Origin of the sequence: Azospirillum brasilense (assembly GCF_003349955.1) — a bacterium.
GTDB lineage: Bacteria > Pseudomonadota > Alphaproteobacteria > Azospirillales > Azospirillaceae > Azospirillum > Azospirillum brasilense_B.
Genome location: NZ_QLKQ01000007.1, coordinates 13,918 through 33,818, shown reverse-complemented (window position 1 = coordinate 33,818; position 19,901 = coordinate 13,918). Strand labels below are relative to the sequence as shown.

Below are 19,901 nucleotides of genomic sequence, written 5' to 3'. Positions count from 1 at the left end.
GCCGCATGCCTCTGCCAAAGCCGCCTCCCGATCCCCCGCCAGCGATTGGCCCGTCAGCGAATGGCCCGTCAGCGAACGGAACGGTGGACGAGCGGGCCATCGCCGCGCAGGTGCCGCGGCTGCGCCGCTATGCCGCCGCTCTGGCCGGCAACCTGTCCGACGCCGACGACCTCGTGCAGGACTGCGTCGAGAAGGCGCTGGCCAACCGGCACACGCTGCGGGACGTCACCCGGCTCGGCGGCTGGCTGCTGTCGATCCTGCACAACCTGCACGTCTCCGGCCTGCGCTGGCGCCGTCGCCGCGGGCCGGAGGTGCCGGTGGAGGATCTCGCCAACGATCTGGCGCTCAGCGCCGCCCCCGCCGACCGGGCGGAGGTGCGGGATTTCGTGCGCGCCTTCAACCAGTTGTCGGAGGAGCACCGGGCCGTGCTTCTGCTGACCGGACTGGAAGGGCTGTCCTACCGCGAGGCGGCGGAGGTGCTGGGGGTTCCGGTGGGAACCGTCATGTCGCGGCTGGCCCGCGCCCGCGAGAAGCTGCGCGTCCTGCTGGACGGCGGGACGGAGCAGGCGGTGAGGAGGATCAAGTGATGGACACCGAACCCGACAGCCCGGTGACCGAGGCCGAACTGCACGCCTGGATGGACGGCGAATTGCCGGAGGAGCGGCGCGGCGAGGTCGAACGCCATCTGGCGGGCAACCCCGATCTGGCCCGCCGTTTCGACCGCTACCGCGCCCAGCGGGCCATGCTCAAGAACACCTTCGGCCCGCTGATCGACCGTCCCTTGCCGGCGGCCCTGGTGCCGCCCTACGCCCGCGCGACGGGCCGGCCGGCGGTGCGCCCGCGGCGCTGGCTGCCGGCGCTGGCCGCGGCGGCGGTCCTGCTGGTCTTCATCGCCGGCGGGGCGGGGGGCTGGTGGCTGCGCGGCTGGTCGGGCGGAGCGGGCGGCGGCGGTGCGGCCTTCGTCGCCGACGCGGTGGCGGCGCACCGGGTCTTCGCGGTGGAGGTCCGCCATCCCGTCGAGGTCGGCGCCGACCAGGAGGCGCATCTCGTGGGCTGGCTGTCCAAGCGCCTGGGCAAGCCCCTGCGGGCGCCCAGGCTGGCGGCGACGGGCTATGATCTGGTGGGCGGGCGGCTGCTGTCCGATGCGCGGGGGCCGGCGGCCCAGCTCATGTACCAGGATGCGGCCGGTCGCCGCATCACCCTCTACATCCGGCCGGCCTCGGATGCGCCGGACACCTCCTTCCGGTTTGCCCAGGACGGCAACGTCCAGGCTTTCTACTGGCGGGACAACGGTTTGGCGTGGGCGGTGACGGGCGACCTCGACCGCGTGACCCTTTCGGCCATAGCCGAGGAGGTGTACGGCGCGTTGAACTCATAACACCCACAGACTTATGCACAGGAATGTTGCTCAAGCCCCCTATCCCTCTATCCGGCCATCTGGTAGGTTGGCCGGCGTTGGGCACAAAATATTGCGCCTTATGGAAAACGGCCGTCTGGTCGGAAGGTATATTGGTTAACCAAGTCACCGGTTACCGGACCACGGGAGACAGGGGATGAGTTGGACGGACGAGCGGGTTCAGCAGCTTAAGGACCTCTGGGCCCAGGGGCTGAGCGCGAGTGAAATCGCGGACATCCTGGGCGACATCACCCGCAACGCGGTGATCGGGAAGGCGCACCGCCTTGGCTTGTCGGGGCGCCCGTCGCCGATCAAGAAGAAGCCGACCCGCGGCGCGACGATCCTCGCCTTGACCGAGCGCATGTGCAAATGGCCGGTCGGCGACCCGAAGCACCAGGACTTCCATTTCTGCGGCAAGCCCTCGCTGCCGGGCCTGCCTTACTGCGCCGAGCACGCGGCGGTGGCCTACCAGCCGGCGTCCTCCGGCAAGAAGCGCGACGAGGACCGCAACACCGGCGACCGCACCGTCGGCGCCGCCTAGACTCTGTCGGCTTTCTCCGCCGGATTTCCGGATTTCGGGCGCTCTTCACGCGGGCGCCCGCCCGATGCGATCACCGGCATGACCGGTTTCAGATCGGCGCCGAGGCGATCGCCCACCAGCTCCCGGCGATCAGCATCGCCGACACTCCCGCCGCCGCCACGCCCAGCCCCAGACCGGCGGCGACCGCCAGACCGTCCTTGACGATCAGCCCCAGCGCGATCACCAGCACCGCCAGACCGGGCAGGGTGTTGCCGAACGGAATGGGCAGGGCGATCAGGATTCCCATCACCAGCACGAAAAGGCCCAGCGGCCGCAGCACCCCCTGATGGGTCAGCGACGGCCAGCGCCTGCGCAGCCGGGCCTCCAGCCGCTCCACCAGCGGCGTTCCCTTCTCGACGATCTTTTCCAGGGTGGTGCGCGCCACACGGCGGCGACCGATCCAGCCCGGCAGCTCCAGTCGGTCGCGGCCGACGATCATCTGGATCGCCACCAGAACCAGCACCGTGCCGAAGATCAGACCCGCCGGCAGCCCCGGCGTCGGCACCACGGCGGGGATTGCCAGTGCCAGCAGCAGAAAGCCCGGCGCCCGGTCGCCGAGATGGCCCAGCACCTCGCCCAGCGAAGGCTTGTCGCCGGTCATGCGCCCGTGCAGCCTTTTGAGCAGCGCGGACGCCCGTGCCGGGTCTGTCGTCTCCATGACCTGTCCCAATTCCCTGTTCCATCGTCGCCGCGTGGATGTGGGGGCGCGGCGGCCCGTAGGAAAGGGGAAGGGGGACAAAGGCGGGGGTCAGTACTCCTCGACCTCGTGCTTCACCTGCACCAGACGGCCGCTGAGCAGCGACAGCATCAGTTGCACCAGCATCTCGTGGACGATCAGCGTGTGGCTGTTGCCGCTGTCCTGCATGTGCTGGCGCAGCGCCTCGCGCACCTTCGGCACGCCGGTCACGTCGATCAGCACGTCCACCGCCTCGCCGAGCCGGGCGAGGTCCATGAAGTCGGTCGTGGTGGCGACGCCGCGATCACGGGCGAGCCGCATGCCGGGCGCCTCGGCGTCCAGGTCGGCGACGCCGAGGATCTCGACGAAGGGCGCGTCCAGAAGCTGCGTCAGCAGGGGCGTTCCGGTTTCGCCGGCGCCGATCACGGCGATGCGGAAGATGTCCTTGGCCATGGTAAAAGTCTCGAATTCCGGTTCGTCGGGTCCGCGCTGCCGCCGTGGCCGCGCGGGCAAGAAAAAAGCGGGGAGCCGAAACTCCCCGCCGCAACCTTACATCGACCCGGCGTCCCGTTTGACCGGGACGCGTCGTCGCACCTGACGCGGAACCGGCGTTACGCCCAGGCGGCCATCTTCTTCTGCAGGTTCTCGTCCAGCTTGTCGAGGAACTGCTTGGTGGTCAGCCAGGGCTGCTCCGGACCGATGAGGATCGCGAGATCCTTGGTCATGAAGCCCGACTCGACGGTCTCGACGCAGACGCGCTCCAGCGTCTCGGCGAACTTCACGACGTCCGGCGTGTTGTCGAACTTGCCGCGGTAGGACAGGCCCTGCGTCCAGGCATAGATCGAGGCGATCGGGTTGGTGGAGGTCTCCTTGCCCTTCTGGTGCTCGCGGTAGTGGCGGGTCACCGTGCCGTGGGCGGCCTCCGCCTCGACGGTCTTGCCGTCCGGCGTGATCAGCACCGAGGTCATCAGGCCCAGCGAGCCGAAGCCCTGCGCCACCACGTCCGACTCCACGTCGCCGTCGTAGTTCTTGCAGGCCCACACGAAGCCGCCTTCCCACTTCAGCGCCGAGGCGACCATGTCGTCGATCAGGCGGTGTTCGTAGACGAGGCCCTTGGCCTTGAACTGGGCGGCGTAATGCTCGTCGAACACCTTCTGGAAGATGTCCTTGAAGCGCCCGTCATAGGCCTTGAGGATCGTGTTCTTGGTGGACAGGTAGACCGGGTAGCCGCGCTCCAGGCCGTACATGAAGCTGGAGTGGGCGAAGCCCTCGATCGACTCGTCCAGGTTGTACATGCCCATGGCGACGCCGCCGCCCGGGAAATCGTACACCTCGTGCTCGATCGGCTCGCCGCCGCCCTCCGGCACCCACTTGATCGTCAGCTTGCCCTTGCCGGGAACGACGAAGTCGGTGGCCTTGTACTGGTCGCCGAAGGCGTGGCGGCCGATGATGATCGGCTTGGTCCAGCCCGGAACGTAGCGCGGAACGTTGGAGCAGACGATCGGCTCGCGGAAGACGGTGCCGCCCAGGATGTTGCGGATCGTGCCGTTCGGCGACTTCCACATCTTCTTGAGATTGAACTCCGTCACCCGCGCCTCGTCCGGGGTGATGGTCGCGCACTTGACGCCGACGCCGTACTGCTTGATCGCGTTGGCCGATTCGACCGTCACCCGGTCGTCCGTCTTGTCGCGGTTCTCGACGCTGAGATCATAGTATTTCAGGTCGATGTCGAGGTACGGCAGGATCAGCTTGTCCTTGATGAACTGCCAGATGATGCGCGTCATCTCGTCGCCGTCGAGTTCGACGACCGGATTGGCTACCTTGATCTTCGTCATGGGTGCGAGTTCTCCCCGAACGGGTAGGGGTTGTCTTATGCTTGGACGCCGGGCGCGCTGTGCGAGGGCACGGGCCGGGGCGTCCATCCGAAGACGGGCCCCGGTTCCCCGGACGGAAACGGATGGCGGTTATATAGCACCGGGGCACCGCCGAAAGAAAGGACCGCGGGGCATCAAAACAGACGATATCGCGCTGAAAACGGCGCAATTTGCGCGATCTGGTCCTACCACTTGGCCTTTTCAGAGCTTTTGTGTGGGAATCTTCAGCGCGGGCTCCGGTTCATAGGCCAGCGCGTCAAACACGTCGTCCACGTCATCGACGACGGTGTACAGCGCGCGGTGCGCCGGCTGGGTGAAGCCCTGCGCCACCGTATGGTCGATCAGGCCGAGCAAGGGGCGCCAGTAGCCATCCACATCCGCGATCACCACCGGCTTGTCGTGCAGGCCCAGCTGCTTCCAGGTCAGGATCTCGAACGCCTCGTCCAGCGTGCCGAGTCCGCCCGGCAGCACCACGAAGGCGTCGGCGCGGTCCACCATCATGCGCTTGCGGGTGTGCATGCTGTCGACGACGTGCAGCTCGGTCAGGCCGGTGTGCTCGATCTCGGCGGACTGGATGTGCTCCGGGATGATGCCGACGACCTGACCTCCGGCCGCCAGCGCCGCGTCGGCGGCGATTCCCATCAGCCCGACGCGCCCGCCGCCATAGATGAGCTGAATGCCCCGCCGGGCGAGCCCGTCGCCCAACATATGGGCAGCCTCCTTGTGGACGGCGGCGACGCGGCTGGATGAGCCGCAATAGACGCAGACGGAATTCAGGGCTTTCATCGCTCACCCTTTCTCGTCGGTTGGGTACACGTTCCGGTGACTGTTCCGGTGCGTCCGGCAGGATCACCTAAAGCAAGGGAATAGCAAAGCCGGGGCGACGTCTACCCGGACATCGGACTTCAGCCCATCGGGAGGGATCATTATGGATTCGCGCGTCGTCAACGCCCTGGCCGCCATCTCGGTGGCCACGTTCCTGTTTCTCGGCTTCGGCGGCGGGATCGGTTTTCTGACCGGCGGGGGCAAGGCGAACGCGGGCGGCGCCACGGCGGTTCAGGCCACGGAAACCAGCGTCTCCGCAGCCGATGTTTCTCCAGGGGACCTTTCCTCGGGCCGCCATTCCGAGACGGTCGCCAAGTTGGAGAAGTGAGTCCGCCGTTGCGGACGGGGGCCCTGCCGCCGGCGGCGCGAAGGCGGTGCGCGGGTCCCGATGCGGCTATGCGTCTGCTCCATCGGCGGTGTTCAGTTCCACCGTCGCAATCTGCTATCCTTCCGCAGGCCGGCGTGTCCGCCGGCAATGATGCGGCGGTGCTCCGGTGAAGCAAGCTCTCCTGTTCGGCGGTGCGGCGACGGTCGCCGCGGCCGCCGTTGTCGCGTATCTGGCCTTCGATCCGGCGCCCGCGCCGGGCTCCCGCGCCGGAACGGCCGGGTCCGGAACAACCGTCGCGCTGGGCAGCGTGTCCCCGGCCAAGCCGCCGGCAACCGCCCCCGCCCCGGCGAAAGCCGCGGAGGAGCCCGCCGGTCCGCGCTTCGACATCGTGCGCGTCGCCCCGGACGGCGCCACTGTGATGGCCGGCCGGGCCACGCCGGGCTCGTCGGTGACCGTCCATGACGGGGAGCGCGCGCTCGGCTCCGTCAGCGCCGACGCGCGGGGCGAGTGGGTCCTGCTTCCCGACCAGCCCCTGGCCCCCGGCGCCCGCGAGCTGAGCCTGTCGGAGAAGGCGACCCCCGCCGCCGAACCGACGCCGTCGGAGCGCGTCGTGGTGGTCGTGGTGCCCGACCCGCCGCCGGCCACCGGCGGGGCATCCTCGGAAGCGCCCACAGGTCCGCTGGCAGGTCCGCTGGCCGTCGCCATGCCGCGCGATGGGCTGGGCAGCACGATCCTGCAGGCTCCGAAGGGGCCGGCCGCTCCGACGACCCGCGGCGTTGCGGCCCCGCCGCCGCCGGGCGGCGTGTCTTTGGAAAGCATGGATTACGACGCCGCGGGGCAGGTCGCCATGGGTGGGCGGGCGCAGCCGGGGAGCGCCGTGCAGCTCTATCTCGACAACCTGCTGGTCGGGAGCGCCCACACCGACCCGAACGGCCAATGGCGGCTGCGCCCGGAACGCGCCGTGGCGCCGGGCGTCTACACGCTGCGCGCCGATCAGGTCACCGACTCGGGCAAGGTCACCGCCCGCGTCGAACTGCCGGTGCAGGTGTCGGAGGTTCCGGCCAACCTGCCGGACGGCCGCTCGATGGTCGTCCAGCCCGGCAACAGCCTGTGGCGGATCGCCCGTTCCACCTACGGGCACGGCGTGCAGTACACGCTGATCTACGAGGCCAACCGCGGCCAGATCCGCGACCCGGACCTGATCTATCCGGGCCAGATCTTCGCGCTGCCGGTCTCGAACTGAGTTTTTCCGAACTGAGTTACAGGTAAGGGGCGAGCAGGCGCAGGAAGGGCCGCGCCTGCTGGAGCGCGACCACGGTCTGGTGGATCAGATCCTCCGGCGTCGCCTGCCCCTCATACTCCGCCTCGGAGAACAGCAGGATCTTCTGGCCTTCCTGGATGAGGAAACGCGTTCCCCGGCGGTCCTGGATGCCCCGCAGGATCGCCAGGAGCTGGCGCCGTCGTTCCGGCGACTGGGCGGTGTAGGGGATGTGGCCGATCTCCGCCCACACCTGCGAGCGCGACGTTTCCCCGTCGAAGCTGACGGCGATGCTGAAGGGCAGCCCGTCGGCCATGAAGTGCAGCCGCGCCGGGCGCGGCGGCTGGGCGATGCCCAGCACGCCCTCGGGAGTCATCACGAAGGTGTCGGGGCTGAAGGGCAGGGCGGTCTGCGAGACCTGCGCGAGCGACGGCATGGCCTGAAGGCGGGCGGCGGGAACGGACACGGGGGCTCGCTCATTCCTGTGGTGTCGGTGGCGTCACTCTGCTCCTTCCCTGCTAAAATTCTGTAAAGGGCGGGGGATGCTGTCTAGAATGCGCCGCTCCAACGATCCGAGGCTGAAGTAACCGGCGATGTCCGCCCTCAACACCGTAGTCGTTCCGATCCACCGCGCCGGCTGGCCGTTCATCGCCGCCTTCGCCGTGGTCTCCCTGATTCTCGGGCTTGCCGTGGCGAAACCGCTGGGCTGGCTGGGTCTCGTCCTTACCCTGTGGTGCGTGTATTTCTTCCGCGATCCCGATCGCGTGACGCCGACGCGGCCCGGCCTGCTGGTCAGCCCCGCCGACGGGCGCGTGACCATGATCGTTCCCGCGGTTCCGCCGCCGGAGCTGGGCATGGGCGACACGCCGCTGACCCGCGTCAGCATCTTCCTCAACGTCTTCAACGTGCACGTCAACCGCGTGCCGGCGGACGGCACGGTGGTGGCGGCGGAGTATCACAAGGGCACCTTCGTCAACGCCGCGCTGGACAAGGCCAGCGAGGAGAACGAGCGCGCCGCCTTCCGCCACCGTCTTCCCGACGGGCGTGAGATTGCCTATGTGCAGATCGCCGGCCTCGTCGCCCGCCGCATCCTCTACTGGGTGAAGGCCGGCCAGGAGGTCAAGGCGGGCGAGCGGTTCGGCCTGATCCGATTCGGCAGCCGCACCGACGTCTATCTGCCGGACGGCGTGGTTCCGCTGGTCTGCGTCGGGCAGACGGCGATCGGCGGCGAGACCGTGCTGGCCGACCTGACCGCCACCGAACCGCAACGGCAGGGGGATGTCCGCCGATGAAGCGTCCGGTCTTCAAGCCGGCAGTGTTCCGCAAGCGCCGGGCGCGCCGCCCGCATCCGCGGTTGAAGGGGTTGTCGATCAACCATCTTCTGCCCAACGTGCTGACGGTGCTGGCGTTGTGCTCCGGCCTGACGGCCATCCGCTTCGCCATGCACGAGCGGTGGGAGCAGGCGGTCGTCTGCATCGTCATCGCGGCGATCTTCGACGCGCTGGACGGGCGGATCGCCCGCCTGCTGAACGGGCAGAGCAAGTTCGGCGCCGAGCTGGACAGCCTGTCCGACGTCATCAGCTTCGGCGTGGCCCCCGCCTTCATGATGTATCTGTGGGCGCTGAACGGCGCCGGCAGCCTGGGCTGGATCGCCGCCATGGCCTACGCGGTCTGCGCGGCGCTGCGGCTGGCCCGCTTCAACTCCCGCCTGGACGTCGACCTGCCGCCCTGGGCCTTCAACTACTTCACCGGGGTTCCCGCCCCGGCGGGCGCCGGTCTGGCCGTGCTGCCCATGGTCATCGGCTTCGAGGCCGGGCCGGACATCGCCGGCCACCCGGCCGTCGTCGTGCCCTGGACGCTGGCGATGGGCGGGCTGATGGTCAGCACGCTGCCGACCTTCTCCTTCAAGGGCATGCGGGTGCCGACCCAGTATGTGGTGCCGGGTCTGGTCGGCGTCGGCCTGCTCGCCGCCTCGCTGGTCAGCCAGCCCTGGTGGACGCTGGCCTTCCTCGGGCTGGCCTATCTGGCGAGCCTGCCTTTCTCGGTGGCGCAGTTCCGCAAGCTGCAGCAGGCCGCCCAGCTGATGAAGGAGACGGAAGAGACCTCGGCCGAGGAGGCAGTCGTCGCCGCTTCGGACGTGCCGCCCCCGTCGCCTGAGATGGTGTCTGAAAAGACCAGGACGCCGCCGTCCGACTGACGCCGGACGCCCGCCGTCGCCGTCACTCGGCCGCGGCGGGCAGGTCCAGCGGGACGGTCCGCTCGGTCACGGCGACCGCCAGGACCATCGGGATCTGGCGCAGGCAATTGCCGACATGGTTCGACTCCGCGGCGACCATGCCGGTCATTTCGACCTCGACGGTGAGCGTCTCGCCCAGCAGGCGGCTGTTCAGCGACAGGGGGACGAGGCCGCGCTTGGCGAACAGCTCCAGCACGCGGGGCAGGGTGCCGGGATCGGCGTCGGCCTGCACGGCGAAGCGGACGAGACGGTTCGGATCGGTCGGACGGGATTCGGCGGCGGGCGCCGCCAGCGTGACGGCGGACAACGTGACGGTGGACATAGCTCTTACCTTGGTCTTGAGTCGATTGAGTGCAGGGTCAGACCTGCAGACGCGCGAAAACCCCGGCTCTCACAGGAGAACCGGGCTGCTAATTCGCAGACCCAGGGTAAGGGGACGGTCCATCATGGGCGTCAGGATAGGGCGATGGGCGGCCACGGTCAATGGAGTCGGGGAGTGAAGCCCATTAACCCTCTCCCCTCCGCTCACGCGCAAACTTCGTTTGCGCTGACGCGACAGGCGGACCTCCGGTCCGCCGAAAGCGGGGAGAGGGTGGCCCCAAGGGCCTCTCGCGCTGGCCGAAGGCCAGCGCTGACGGCGTCAGGCGGATGCCTATGGCATCCGCTGAGAGCCGGTTAGGGGATGCGCGTTTCCAGCACGTCCGGCAAAAGCGCAACCCCCTCACCCTAGCCCTCTCCCCGGAGGGGAGAGGGGATATAGGCGGCGGCAACCAATAAATTCCATCCGACAGGACACGCGAAGCCATGAACGACAACGGCATCCACATCCGTTCGGCCGAGCCGGACGACGCGCCGGAGCTGGCGCGGCTGATCGACATGGCCGGCGGCGGCGTCTACGAGTTCCTGCTCGACGGGCTGGTGCCCGGCCAGACGGCGGCGGAAATGCTGGTGCCGGGGCTGGCGGGCACGTCGGGATCCTTCTCCCACCGCCATTCGGGCGTGGCGGAGGTGGCGGGGCGGATTGTCGGGGTCGCCCACGCCTACCCGGTGGATTGGATCAAGACCCAGGATTACAGCGGGCTGCCCGTCGACCGGCTGGCCCACATGGAGGATTTCAACCGGGTGCACGACTGGGGCAGCTACTTCCTGTCGGCGCTGGCCGTCGATCCGGCGTGGCGCCGCCGCGGCATCGCGGGCCAGCTCCTCGCCTGGGTCTATGAGCGGGCCCGCCGAGGCCGGTTCGACCGGGTGACGCTGCATGTCTGGGCCGACAACGCCGACGCCCGCCGGCTCTACGCCAAGGAGGGCTTCGCCGAGATCGGCCGCGCCGACATCCCCTGGCACGAGCGGCTGCCGCACCAGGGGGGAAGCGTGCTGCTCCGGCGCCCGGTCTAGCTTACTTTCCCGGCTTCAGCTGGTCGCGGGTCAGCCAGAAGACCTCGCCGAAGCTGTTGGCGGTCTCCACCCAGAAGAAGTCGAGGTCCGGATACTCGGCCTCCAGGATCTCGCGGCCCGTGCCGAACTCGCAGAGCAGACCGCCCTCCGGCGTCAGGTGCTTGGGCGCCTCCTTGAGGATGCGGCGCACGATGTCCAGCCCGTCGTCGCCCGAGGCCAGGGCCATCTGCGGCTCGTGGCGGAACTCCGGCGGCAGGTTGGCCATCGCCTCGGCGTCCACATAGGGCGGGTTGGTGATGATGACGTCGTACTTGCGGTTCTTCAGCGGCGCGAACAGGTCGCCATGGTGCAGGGCGATGCGGTCCTCGAACCCGCTGTCGGCGACGTTGCGCTTGGCCACCTCCAGCGCGTCGGCGGACAGGTCCACCGCGTCCACATGGGCCTCCGGGAAGATCTGGGCGGCCAGGATGGCGAGGCAGCCGGAGCCGGTGCACAGGTCGAGCACCCGCTCGACCTCCGTCGGGTCCTCGACCAGGGTGAAGTCGTCGCCGCCGATCAGGTCGGAGAACAGGATCTCGCCGATGTAGGAGCGCGGGACGATCACCCGCTCGTCCACATAGAAGGGGATGCCCTGGATGTAGGCCTTGTTCAGCAGGTAGGAGGCCGGCTTGCGCGTCTCCACGCGGGCGTGCAGCAGGTCGGCGACCTTGCGGCGCTCCGCCAGGGTCAGCCGGGCGTCCACATAGGGGTCGAGCTGGTCGATGGGCAGGCTCAGCCCCTCCAGCACCATGAACACCGCCTCGTCATGGGCGTTGGTGGTGCCGTGGCCGTAGTCGAGGTCGGCCTCGGTGAAGCGGCTGACGCCGTAGCGGATCAGGTCGCGGACGGTGCGCAGCTCGGTCGCCGCGTCGGCGGGGGTGAGGTCCAGGGAGGGCTTGGTCACTTACAGGATCTCCAGAACGCTTTCCGGCGGACGGCCCACGCGGGCCTTGTCGCCCGTGACGACGATGGGCCGCTCGATGGCGGCGGGGTTGGCGGACAATGCGTCGATCAGGGCGTCGCCGTCGAGATCCTTGGCGATCCCGGCCTCCGCCGCCTCCTTGGCGCGCAGGATGTTGCGGGGGCCCTTGCCCAGCTTGGCCAGGATGGCCTTCAGCTCCGCCGGGGCGGGCGGGGTCTTCAGATACTCCACGACGGTGGGCTCGACGCCCCTGGACCTCAGAAGCTCCAGCGTCTGGCGCGACTTGGTGCAGCGCGGGTTGTGGTAGATGGTGACGTCGCTCATCCCGGTGTTTCCCTCGCTCGTCCCAGCCATGACCTTGTCGGTGGCAGGAATACACCCGCTCCGCGTGCGGCGCCAACCCGCCATGCGGAATGGCGGCGGCGGCGCAACATCCCTCGCGTGACAAGGCCGGCGCTTGGCATTACCTTGCGCGCTCGCATTATTGGCGGCCCGCCGCGCGCGGGGCCATTCATTTCGACGGATTCCGGCCGTGACGAAGCTCTCGCTCTCCAAGGACAAGATCAACATCCTGCTGCTCGAAGGCGTTCACGACAACGCCATCAACGAGTTGGCGCATGGCGGCTACGCCACCGTGGAGCGTCTGCCGCACGCGCTGGACGAATCGGAACTGCTGGAGCGCATCGGGTCCGTCCACATGCTGGGCATCCGCTCGCGCACCCATCTGACCGCCAAGGTGCTGGAGGCCGCGACCCGTCTGTTCAGCGTCGGCTGCTTCTGCATCGGCACGAATCAGGTCGATCTGAAGGCCGCCCGCCGACTCGGCATCCCGGTCTTCAACGCGCCCTATTCGAACACCCGGTCGGTGGCGGAGCTGGTGATCGGCGAGGTCATCATGCTGATGCGCGGCATCTTCCCGAAGTCGAACCTCGTGCATGGCGGCGGCTGGATGAAGTCGGCCAAGGACAGCTATGAGATCCGCGGCAAGACGCTGGGCATCGTCGGCTACGGCCACATCGGCACCCAGGTGTCGATCATGGCCGAATCGATGGGCATGAAGGTCCGCTACTACGACGTCGTGAACAAGCTGGCGCTCGGCAACGCGCAGCCCTGCCACTCGCTGGAGGAGCTGCTGGCGGTGTCCGACGTGGTGACCCTGCACGTCCCCGACACGCCGCAGACCCGCGACATGATCGGCGAGGCGCAGATCCGCGCCATGAAGAAGGGCGCCCACCTGATCAACGCCGCCCGCGGCAAGGTCGTGGTGATCGAGGCGCTGGCCGCCGCCCTGAGGGACAAGCATCTGCTGGGTGCGGCCATCGACGTGTTCCCGAAGGAGCCGGGCGGCGACAAGGAGGTGTTCGAGAGCGCGCTGCGCGGGCTCGACAACGTCATCCTGACCCCGCACATCGGCGGCTCGACGATGGAGGCGCAGGCCAACATCGGCACCGAGGTGTCGCAGAAGCTGATCGAGTATTCGGACAACGGCTCGACCCTGGGCGCCGTGAACTTCCCGCAGGTCGGCCTGCCGGTGGTCCACGCCGGCTGCACCCGCTTCCTGCACGTTCACGAGAACCGTCCGGGCGTGCTGCGCAAGATCAATGAGGTGTTCTCGGGCCGCAACCTGAACATCGCCGCTCAGTATCTCCAGACCGACCCGGAGCTGGGCTACGTCGTGGTGGATGTCGACGGCGACGTGGAGGAGAACGAGGTGGCGAACGACCTGCGCGCCATCGAGGGCACGCTGAAGGCGCGGTTCCTCTATCCGGGCAAGCGCTGAGACGTTGCGGCCCTTGCCCTCGGCGGGGGCCGCACCGACATAGGCGGAATGACCTTCCGCCCGTTTCGACCGCGTCTGCGCGCCGGCCTCCTGACGCTCCTGTGCCTGGGTGGCGGGGGGCTTGGCTTCGCAGCGCCCGCGGCGGCGCAAACCGCTGTTGCCCAGAGCGGAGTCGCCACCTGTCCGGACTTCGCGCCGGGCCGGGTGATCCTCGATCTGCAGATCGCCCCGCTGCGCACCGACTACAGCCAGTCGATCCGGCAGCTGGCCCAGAAGCCGGGGCGGCGGCCGGTCGCGGGGCGGACCGCCAACTCCCACACGCTGGGTCTGGCGGCCATCCAATACAATCAGCAATGGCAGGCCGGCGTCATGACGGCGTCGCTGGGGCAGGGCCGCTACTGCGGCGCGGCGCAGACCCTGACCGTCACCTTCGGCTACGACGAGCGGACCGTCTATGTGGCCCGCGAACTGCCGCAGGGCAGCTGCATCCACGGCGAGGTCCTGGCCCACGAGATGCGCCACGTCGCGGTGGACGAGCAGCTTCTGCGCGAGTATGTGCCGGTCCTGAAACGCCGGCTGGAGGATGTGGTCGGCCGCTCCCGCCCGGTCCAGGGGCGCTCCGAACGGCAGGTGATGGCGGCGATCGAGCAGCCGATCAAGGCGGCGATGCGTCAGCTGATGGACGAGTTCGGGCGCGAGCGCAACGCGCGTCAGGCCCGCATCGACACCCCGGCCGAGTACGAGCGCATCGGCCAGTCCTGCGACGGCGAGATCAACCGCTACCTCGGGCGCGTGTGAACCTATCGAGCGGTGCGTCACCGACGGCGCCCGCGCCCGGAGGCGTGGCGGTCGATGAATTCCGGCGGCTTGCGGGACACCCAGCGCAGGAAAGCGGCGATGTCCGGGTGGGCGCGCAGGCTGGCGATGGTGTGGTAGTGGTCGCGCAACTCCGCCTCGCTCAGCACCGCGTGGATCTTGGCGTGGCAGATGCGGTGCATGGTCACGGTGTCCCGTCCCCCGTAGGTGCGCGGGATCAGGTGGTGCTCGTTCAGGCTGGGCCCGGGCACCATCGGACGTCCGCAGAGCGGGCAAGGCGGATGGGACGGGGCGGCAGGCGGCATGGAGCGTCCGGTCGGGCGGCGGCCGTCAGGTCGGGGGCGCCGGGGGCAGGGCGGCGCGGATGCGCGCGACCAGCTCGTCGGCCTGATAGGGCTTTTGTAGGATGGGCAGCCCGTCCAGCGCCGAGGCCCGCTGGATCTCCGCATAGCCGGTGACCATGAGGACCGGCAGGCCGGGGCGCCGGGCGCGCAGCTCCCGCACCAGCTCCAGCCCCGTCATGCCGGGCATCGCGTAATCGGTCAGCACGAGGTCCACCTCCGGTTCGCGGGCGAAGGCGTCCAGCGCGTCGGGGCCGCTGGACGCCTCCATGATGCGGAAACCGGCGTGCTCCAGGACCGTTGCGGTCGCCATGCGGACCAGCGCCTCGTCTTCCACCAGCAGGATGGTGGCGGGGCGGGGTGGGGACTGGACGGCGGCGGGCGGCTCGGCATCGTGGCCCGCCTCCTCTTCGGCGTCGGCGCGCGGCAGATAGAGCGTGACCGTCGTTCCGGTGCCCAGCCGGGTCGTCAGGACCACCGTCCCGCCGGACTGCGCGGCCAGACCGTGCACCATCGACAGGCCCAGGCCGGTGCCGTGCCCGACGCCCTTCGTCGTGAAGAAGGGCTCGAAGGCGCGGGCCGCCGTCTCCTCGCTCATGCCGCTGCCGGTGTCGGTGACGGCGATGGACACGCAGTCCCCGGCGGCGAGGTCGAGCGGCCGTCCCTCCATGTCGTCCGGGCAATTGCCGGTGCGGATGGTCAGGGTGCCGCCCGCCGTCATGGCGTCCCGCGCGTTGATGGCGAGGTTGAGGATGGCCATTTCGAGCTGGTTCGGGTCGACCCGCGCCGGCCACAGGCTGGGATCGGTCTCGGTCACGATGCGCGTGGTGCCGCCCAGCGTGCGTTCCAGAAGCCCGCCCATGCCGGTGACCAGGGCGCCGACGTCGACCGTCTTCGGCTCCAGCCGCTGCCGGCGGGAGAAGGCGAGGAGATGCTGGGTCAGGGTGGCGCCGCGCTCCACCGCCTTCTCCGCCATGTCCAGGGCCTGGGGGTGGCTGGCTCCACCGCTTTCCCCCGCGGCGCGCAGCAGGTAGAGCGAGGTGCCGATGGCCTGGAGCAGGTTGTTGAAGTCGTGGGCGATGCCGCCGGTGAGCTGGCCGATGGCCTCCATCTTGCGGGCTTGGTGCAGCGTCTCCTCGATCTCGCGCAGGGCTTGGCCGGTGCGCTCCCGCTCCTCGACGTCGCGGCCGACGTGATAGGCGCCGATGCGCCGGCCGCTGGAGTCCAGGATGGTGCCGAAGGCCAGCTCGTAGCGCTTGCGCTGCAGGGTGGGGTCGCCCAGCTCCTCCACGATGGTGAAGCGTTCCCCGCCCAGCGCGCGGTTCCAAAGGGATTCCGCGGTGGCCTGCGCGGTGGGCAGATGCTCCAACATCTCCAGCAGGCGCTGGCCGATGGCCGGGCGGTGGCCGTACAGCGCCTCGACCTCCCGCTGGTAGGCGCCGTTGAACAGGATGTAGCGGCACTCCTGGTCCACCGCGACGATCAGGTCGGTGGAGCTTTCGATGATCGCGGCGAACAGGCGGCGGTCGGAGGCGTGGCGGTCCACCAGCTCGCCCAGCTGCATCTCATGGGCGCGCCGCCGCTCCGTCACGTCCTCCAGGATGCCGACGGCGCGGGTGGTGCCGTCCGGGTCGGTCAGGCAGGACCCGCGCATGGCCAGCCAGCGCACCTGCCCGTCGGGCGAGCCCACGGGGAACTCCGCCTCCAGCTCGCCCTTCGACGGGTCGTCGCGGAAGAGGGCGGCGCGGATGGCGTTGCGGTGGTCCGCCGCGACGTTGCGGATCCAGGATTCGACCGAGGCGCCGTCGAGCACCGGCACGCCCAGGAGGGCCGCGGTGTGATCCGAGCCGTGGAAGCGGCGGCTGCGCGTGTCGAAGCGCCAGACGCCCAGCCCGACGACCTCCATGACCAGCCGCTGCTGCGCCTCGCTGTCGCGCAGGCGGCGGGCCGCCCGGTTCAGCGCGCCGGCCACCGCGTTGACCTCGCGGATCGGTGCGGGGGCGGTCATCATCGGCGCGGCGTGCGGGCCGTCCCGCCCCAGCGCCAGGGCGGAGCCGGCCAGCGCCGCGACCGGATCGGCGATGCGCCGCCCGACCACCAGCGCCATCGCCAGACTGACCAGCAACAGGATGCCGCCGCCGCACAACACCAGCGCGACCGAGCGGCGCATGGGCTCGGCGATCAGCGCCTGCGGGACTCCGACGGCGACGGTCCAGCCCGACAGCTCCGATCGGGCGAAAGCGTTGAACAGCGGCGTGCCGTCCCGCGCCACGATGTCGAAGGAGCCGAAACTGGTCGAGGCGGTCCGGCGGAACACGTCCGCCGAAATCGGCGTGCCTGTGAAGGTGTCGTGCGAGGCGGTGCGGGTGATGACGATGCCCTGCCGGTCCCACAGCGCGGCGATCCAGCCGTCCGGGAGGCCCTGCTGGCGCAGCACCTCGATGAACATCTCGGTTGGGACGCTCATGGTCAGCACGCGTTCCGAAGGTCCGTTCCGCGTGATCGGCAGCGCGACGGCGACCAGGGGGCGCTGGGCGACGGCGCCCGTGAAGATTTCGGAGATCTGGGTCTGGCCACTGTCCGCCGTCCGCCGGATCAGGCCGGTCACCGCGGCACGGGGAAGCGGTTCGCCGAACGGGCGACGGGTGTTGATCAGTTGCTGGCCCTGGGCGTTGCTGAGCACGATGTGGACGCCCTCGCGCCGGCTGCCCCTGTGCTGAAGCACCTCGGTCGCCTGCCGGTGGAAGGCGGCGAGATCGCCCTTTTCCAGGTGGGGGGAGGTGGTCAGAACCTGGAGCGCCGTCTCCATCGCCATGAGTTCGCGGTCCACGGCGACGGCCAGCGTCCGCGCCAGATCCTGGCCGGATCGCTCGATGGCGGCGCTCTGCGTCTCGGCCATGCGGAAGACCGTCCAGCCGGCGAAGCCCAGCATCGGCAGCAGCGCCGCCATGACCAGCAGCACCAGCCCGGTGCGGAGCGACAGGCCGCTGGCTTGGGACTGGTCATCGCCCGCCACGCCGTCGTTCACGGCGGGTGCGTTGTCATCCTGAGCGTGCACAGGCAAGGGATGTCATGCTCCGGTATGCATAGCGATGGACGCGTCCGTAACCATCGCAGAGTCCGGCAGCAAAGGACACACCTTTGACGGAGCAGGGTTTTTATCGAAGGGGGTGGAAATCCGGCTAACCCCTTCGATCGATTGGGGCGGCCGCCGGCGAGGAGGGCAGGGAGGGCGAGGGTCCCGCGTGGACGGCGTGCCTGAAAAGAAAAAGGAGCCGCAAGCGGCTCCCTTCTCGTCATCGGCGGGTGTGTCCGTCAGGGGTCAGGCCGGCTGCTTGCCGTCCATCAGCGCCACGAAGCGGTCGAACAGATAGTGGCTGTCCTGCGGGCCGGGCGAGGCTTCCGGGTGGTACTGCACCGAGAAGACCGGCTTGTTCTTCAGCCGGATGCCCTCGTTGGTGCCGTCGAACAGGCTGACGTGGGTCACCTCGGCGTCGGCGGGCAGGGTCTCCTCCATCACCACGAAGCCGTGGTTCTGGCTGGTGATCTCCACGCGGCCGGAGGCCAGGTCCTTCACCGGATGGTTGGCGCCGCGGTGGCCCAGCGGCATCTTCTTCGTCTTGGCGCCCAGCGCCAGCGACAGCATCTGGTGGCCCAGGCAGATGCCGAACATCGGCAGGCCGGTGTCCAGCAGGCCCTTGATCGTCGGCACGGCGTATTCGCCGGTGGCCGCCGGGTCGCCGGGGCCGTTGGACAGGAAGACGCCGTCCGGCTTGTGGCGCATCACGTCCTCGACGGTGGCGGTGCCCGGAACCACGGTCACCTTGCAGCCGGCCGCGGCGAGGCAGCGCAGGATGTTGCGCTTGGCGCCGAAATCGATCGCCACGACGTGGAAGCGCGGGCTCCCCTGCGTGGCGTAGCCGGCGCCGAGCGTCCAGGCGCCCTCGTCCCAGCCGTAGGTCTGGCGGCAGGAGACGTCCTTGGCGAGGTCCATGCCCTCCAGCCCCGGCCAGCCCTTGGCCTTGGCGACCAGCGCGTCGAGGTCGAATTTGCCGTCCGGCGCGTGGGCGACGACGCCGTTCGGCGCGCCCAGGTCGCGGATGCGGCGGGTCAGGCGGCGGGTGTCAACCCCGGCCAGACCGACCAGCCCGTAGCTCTTCAGCCAGTCGTCGAGGTGGCGGGTGGCGCGCCAGTTCGACGGGTCGGTGACGTCGGCGCGCAGGATCAGGCCGCGCGCGGCGGGGGTCACCGTCTCGATGTCTTCCGGGTTGGCGCCGGTGTTGCCGATGTGGGGGAAGGTGAAGGTGATGATCTGCCCGGCGTAGCTGGGGTCGGTCAGGATTTCCTGATAGCCGGTCATCGAGGTGTTGAAGCACACCTCGCCCACCGAATCCCCCACCGCACCGATGCCTCGGCCCTTGAAGACGGTGCCGTCGGCCAGAACCAGGACACCGGTGTAAGCGCCGGCATCGCCCGCCGGGAGAGTCGATTGAGCCATCCTTCAGACCTTATCAAGAGCCGCCGCGGGCCACATATTCCTGCCTTGCGGAGCGTCGGCGCCGCGTCCCGCCCCGCTGGGCGCACGCGTCGTCGTCGGTCCGTGCCCCGCCATCCCGGTTCCTTGCGGTTCGGGTGTCTGAGCCTGGATCGATTAGTCGGGACGGGTGAGCCGGTCAACCGTATATGACGATTGGTACCCCGATTTCCAGCGGCGCGTTTGCATAATCGCCGTGCTTCACCGGTGGGGCTTGACGGTTGGCGGGGGAAAGGCGGCCCTTCGGAATTGACGTGGCAATCCGGCGCAAATTTAGGAATATTGCCGGTTCGCGCCGCGTCACCCGCGCCATCCCACGGATGGGCGCGCTGCGGATGCCGCCGAGCGGCCGTTGATCGTTTCGACCTGACGAACACACCTGACGAACACGAAGGACACACGCAATGCTGCGCACGCGCCTGAACGAGGCTTTGAAGCAGGCGATGCTCGCCAAGAACCAGCGCGCCGTCTCGACCGTGCGCCTGATCCTGGCCGCGCTGAAGGACCGGGACATCGCGGCGCGCTCGCGCGGCGTCACCGACGGCATCGACGAGGCCGAGATCCTCTCCATGCTGCAGACGATGATCAAGCAGCGCGGCGAGTCGATCAAGCTGTACGAGCAGGGCGGCCGCCTGGAGCTGGCCGAGCAGGAGCGCGAGGAGATCACCATCATCGAGGGCTTCCTGCCCAAGCAGATGTCGGAGGAGGAGGTGGCCGCCGCCGTCAAGACGGTGGTGGACGAGATCGGCGCCACCTGCATCAAGGACATGGGCAAGGTGATGGCGGAGCTGAAGACCCGCTACGCCGGCCAGATGGACTTCGCCAAGGTCAGCGGCACCGTGAAGCAGCAGCTTTCGGCCTGCTGACCTTGCGGTTTCCGATCTAGAACGGGGGCCTCCCG

At 69.2% G+C, this 19,901-nt stretch carries 22 protein-coding genes; 11 read left to right on the top strand and 11 right to left on the bottom strand.

The genetic code is table 11. The features are described 5' to 3' along the window. The first annotated feature begins 83 nt into the window (after positions 1-83). From DXK32_RS04825 to DXK32_RS04815, 3 genes are all read left to right on the top strand, one after another. On the top strand, positions 84-587 hold the full coding sequence (locus DXK32_RS04825; protein ID WP_114857506.1) for an RNA polymerase sigma factor: 504 nt from the start codon (positions 84-86) through the stop codon (positions 585-587). Continuing rightward, positions 587-1,378, top strand: a complete 792-nt coding sequence (locus DXK32_RS04820; protein ID WP_114857505.1) for an anti-sigma factor family protein — start codon at positions 587-589, stop codon at positions 1,376-1,378. Before DXK32_RS04825 ends, DXK32_RS04820 begins: the two co-directional genes overlap by 1 nt. 175 nt (positions 1,379-1,553) lie before the next feature. After that, entirely contained in the window at positions 1,554-1,937 is a 384-nt protein-coding gene (locus DXK32_RS04815) for a GcrA family cell cycle regulator (protein ID WP_114857504.1), read from the top strand. 88 nt (positions 1,938-2,025) lie between these two features. Here DXK32_RS04815 and DXK32_RS04810 read toward each other — a convergent pair whose 3' ends face one another. The 4 genes from DXK32_RS04810 to DXK32_RS04795 form a co-directional block, all read right to left on the bottom strand. Further along, positions 2,026-2,634, bottom strand: a complete 609-nt coding sequence (locus DXK32_RS04810; RefSeq protein WP_114857503.1) for an exopolysaccharide biosynthesis protein — start codon at positions 2,632-2,634, stop codon at positions 2,026-2,028. Between the two features lie 90 nt (positions 2,635-2,724). Beyond that, on the bottom strand, positions 2,725-3,105 hold the full coding sequence (locus DXK32_RS04805) for an oxidoreductase (protein WP_114857502.1): 381 nt from the start codon (positions 3,103-3,105) through the stop codon (positions 2,725-2,727). A 158-nt stretch (positions 3,106-3,263) separates the two neighbouring features. Continuing rightward, a complete protein-coding gene (locus tag DXK32_RS04800; RefSeq protein WP_114857501.1) occupies positions 3,264-4,487 on the bottom strand; it encodes an NADP-dependent isocitrate dehydrogenase in 1,224 nt (407 codons plus the stop codon). Positions 4,488-4,727: 240 nt separating this feature from the next. Further along, entirely contained in the window at positions 4,728-5,312 is a 585-nt protein-coding gene (locus DXK32_RS04795) for a TIGR00730 family Rossman fold protein (protein WP_114857500.1), read from the bottom strand. 142 nt (positions 5,313-5,454) lie between these two features. On the opposite strand from DXK32_RS04795, the gene DXK32_RS04790 reads away from it, so the two are divergent. Further along, positions 5,455-5,679, top strand: a complete 225-nt coding sequence (locus DXK32_RS04790; RefSeq protein ID WP_114857499.1) for a hypothetical protein — start codon at positions 5,455-5,457, stop codon at positions 5,677-5,679. 166 nt (positions 5,680-5,845) lie between these two features. Next, the gene (locus tag DXK32_RS04785; RefSeq protein WP_114857498.1) at positions 5,846-6,922 is read left to right on the top strand and encodes a LysM peptidoglycan-binding domain-containing protein; all 1,077 of its coding nucleotides are present in this window, start codon (positions 5,846-5,848) and stop codon (positions 6,920-6,922) included. A 16-nt stretch (positions 6,923-6,938) separates the two neighbouring features. Here the strand turns inward: DXK32_RS04785 and DXK32_RS04780 are convergent, their stop codons facing one another. Beyond that, the gene (locus tag DXK32_RS04780) at positions 6,939-7,403 is read right to left on the bottom strand and encodes a hypothetical protein (protein WP_114857497.1); all 465 of its coding nucleotides are present in this window, start codon (positions 7,401-7,403) and stop codon (positions 6,939-6,941) included. 127 nt (positions 7,404-7,530) lie between these two features. Here DXK32_RS04780 and DXK32_RS04775 point away from each other — a divergent pair, with 127 nt between their 5' ends. Further along, the gene (locus DXK32_RS04775; protein ID WP_114857496.1) at positions 7,531-8,229 is read left to right on the top strand and encodes a phosphatidylserine decarboxylase; all 699 of its coding nucleotides are present in this window, start codon (positions 7,531-7,533) and stop codon (positions 8,227-8,229) included. Further along, positions 8,226-9,134 carry a CDP-diacylglycerol--serine O-phosphatidyltransferase gene (gene pssA, locus DXK32_RS04770; RefSeq protein WP_114857495.1) on the top strand — a complete coding sequence of 303 codons (909 nt, stop codon included), beginning with the start codon at positions 8,226-8,228 and terminating at the stop codon, positions 9,132-9,134. Before DXK32_RS04775 ends, pssA begins: the two co-directional genes overlap by 4 nt. Before the next feature lie 22 nt (positions 9,135-9,156). Here pssA and DXK32_RS04765 read toward each other — a convergent pair whose 3' ends face one another. Continuing rightward, entirely contained in the window at positions 9,157-9,495 is a 339-nt protein-coding gene (locus tag DXK32_RS04765) for a hypothetical protein (protein ID WP_114857494.1), read from the bottom strand. Between the two features lie 482 nt (positions 9,496-9,977). On the opposite strand from DXK32_RS04765, the gene DXK32_RS04755 reads away from it, so the two are divergent. Beyond that, positions 9,978-10,568 carry a GNAT family N-acetyltransferase gene (locus DXK32_RS04755; protein WP_114857493.1) on the top strand — a complete coding sequence of 197 codons (591 nt, stop codon included), beginning with the start codon at positions 9,978-9,980 and terminating at the stop codon, positions 10,566-10,568. A gap of 1 nt (position 10,569) precedes the next feature. Here the strand turns inward: DXK32_RS04755 and prmB are convergent, their stop codons facing one another. Both prmB and arsC read right to left on the bottom strand, forming a co-directional pair. Beyond that, complete coding sequence (prmB, locus tag DXK32_RS04750) at positions 10,570-11,511, bottom strand: 50S ribosomal protein L3 N(5)-glutamine methyltransferase (RefSeq protein ID WP_114857492.1); 942 nt, start codon at positions 11,509-11,511, stop codon at positions 10,570-10,572. Further along, entirely contained in the window at positions 11,512-11,853 is a 342-nt protein-coding gene (gene arsC / locus DXK32_RS04745) for an arsenate reductase (glutaredoxin) (protein WP_114857491.1), read from the bottom strand. It abuts the gene before it with no gap. A 208-nt stretch (positions 11,854-12,061) separates the two neighbouring features. On the opposite strand from arsC, the gene serA reads away from it, so the two are divergent. Continuing rightward, entirely contained in the window at positions 12,062-13,309 is a 1,248-nt protein-coding gene (gene serA / locus DXK32_RS04740) for a phosphoglycerate dehydrogenase (protein ID WP_114857490.1), read from the top strand. A gap of 48 nt (positions 13,310-13,357) precedes the next feature. After that, the gene (locus DXK32_RS04735) at positions 13,358-14,107 is read left to right on the top strand and encodes a hypothetical protein (RefSeq protein WP_162801081.1); all 750 of its coding nucleotides are present in this window, start codon (positions 13,358-13,360) and stop codon (positions 14,105-14,107) included. Positions 14,108-14,124: 17 nt separating this feature from the next. On the opposite strand, the gene DXK32_RS04730 is transcribed toward DXK32_RS04735, so the two are convergent. The 3 genes from DXK32_RS04730 to carA all read right to left on the bottom strand — a co-directional run bounded on the left by DXK32_RS04730 (position 14,125) and on the right by carA (position 18,964). Further along, complete coding sequence (locus DXK32_RS04730) at positions 14,125-14,379, bottom strand: restriction endonuclease (RefSeq protein WP_094302956.1); 255 nt, start codon at positions 14,377-14,379, stop codon at positions 14,125-14,127. A gap of 76 nt (positions 14,380-14,455) precedes the next feature. Beyond that, a complete protein-coding gene (locus DXK32_RS04725) occupies positions 14,456-17,494 on the bottom strand; it encodes a response regulator (protein ID WP_114857488.1) in 3,039 nt (1,012 codons plus the stop codon). 294 nt (positions 17,495-17,788) lie between these two features. Next, on the bottom strand, positions 17,789-18,964 hold the full coding sequence (carA, locus tag DXK32_RS04720; protein WP_114857487.1) for a glutamine-hydrolyzing carbamoyl-phosphate synthase small subunit: 1,176 nt from the start codon (positions 18,962-18,964) through the stop codon (positions 17,789-17,791). A 440-nt stretch (positions 18,965-19,404) separates the two neighbouring features. Between carA and DXK32_RS04715 the strand changes: the two genes are divergently transcribed. Continuing rightward, positions 19,405-19,866, top strand: a complete 462-nt coding sequence (locus DXK32_RS04715; RefSeq protein ID WP_014240919.1) for a GatB/YqeY domain-containing protein — start codon at positions 19,405-19,407, stop codon at positions 19,864-19,866. Positions 19,867-19,901 lie beyond the last annotated feature (35 nt).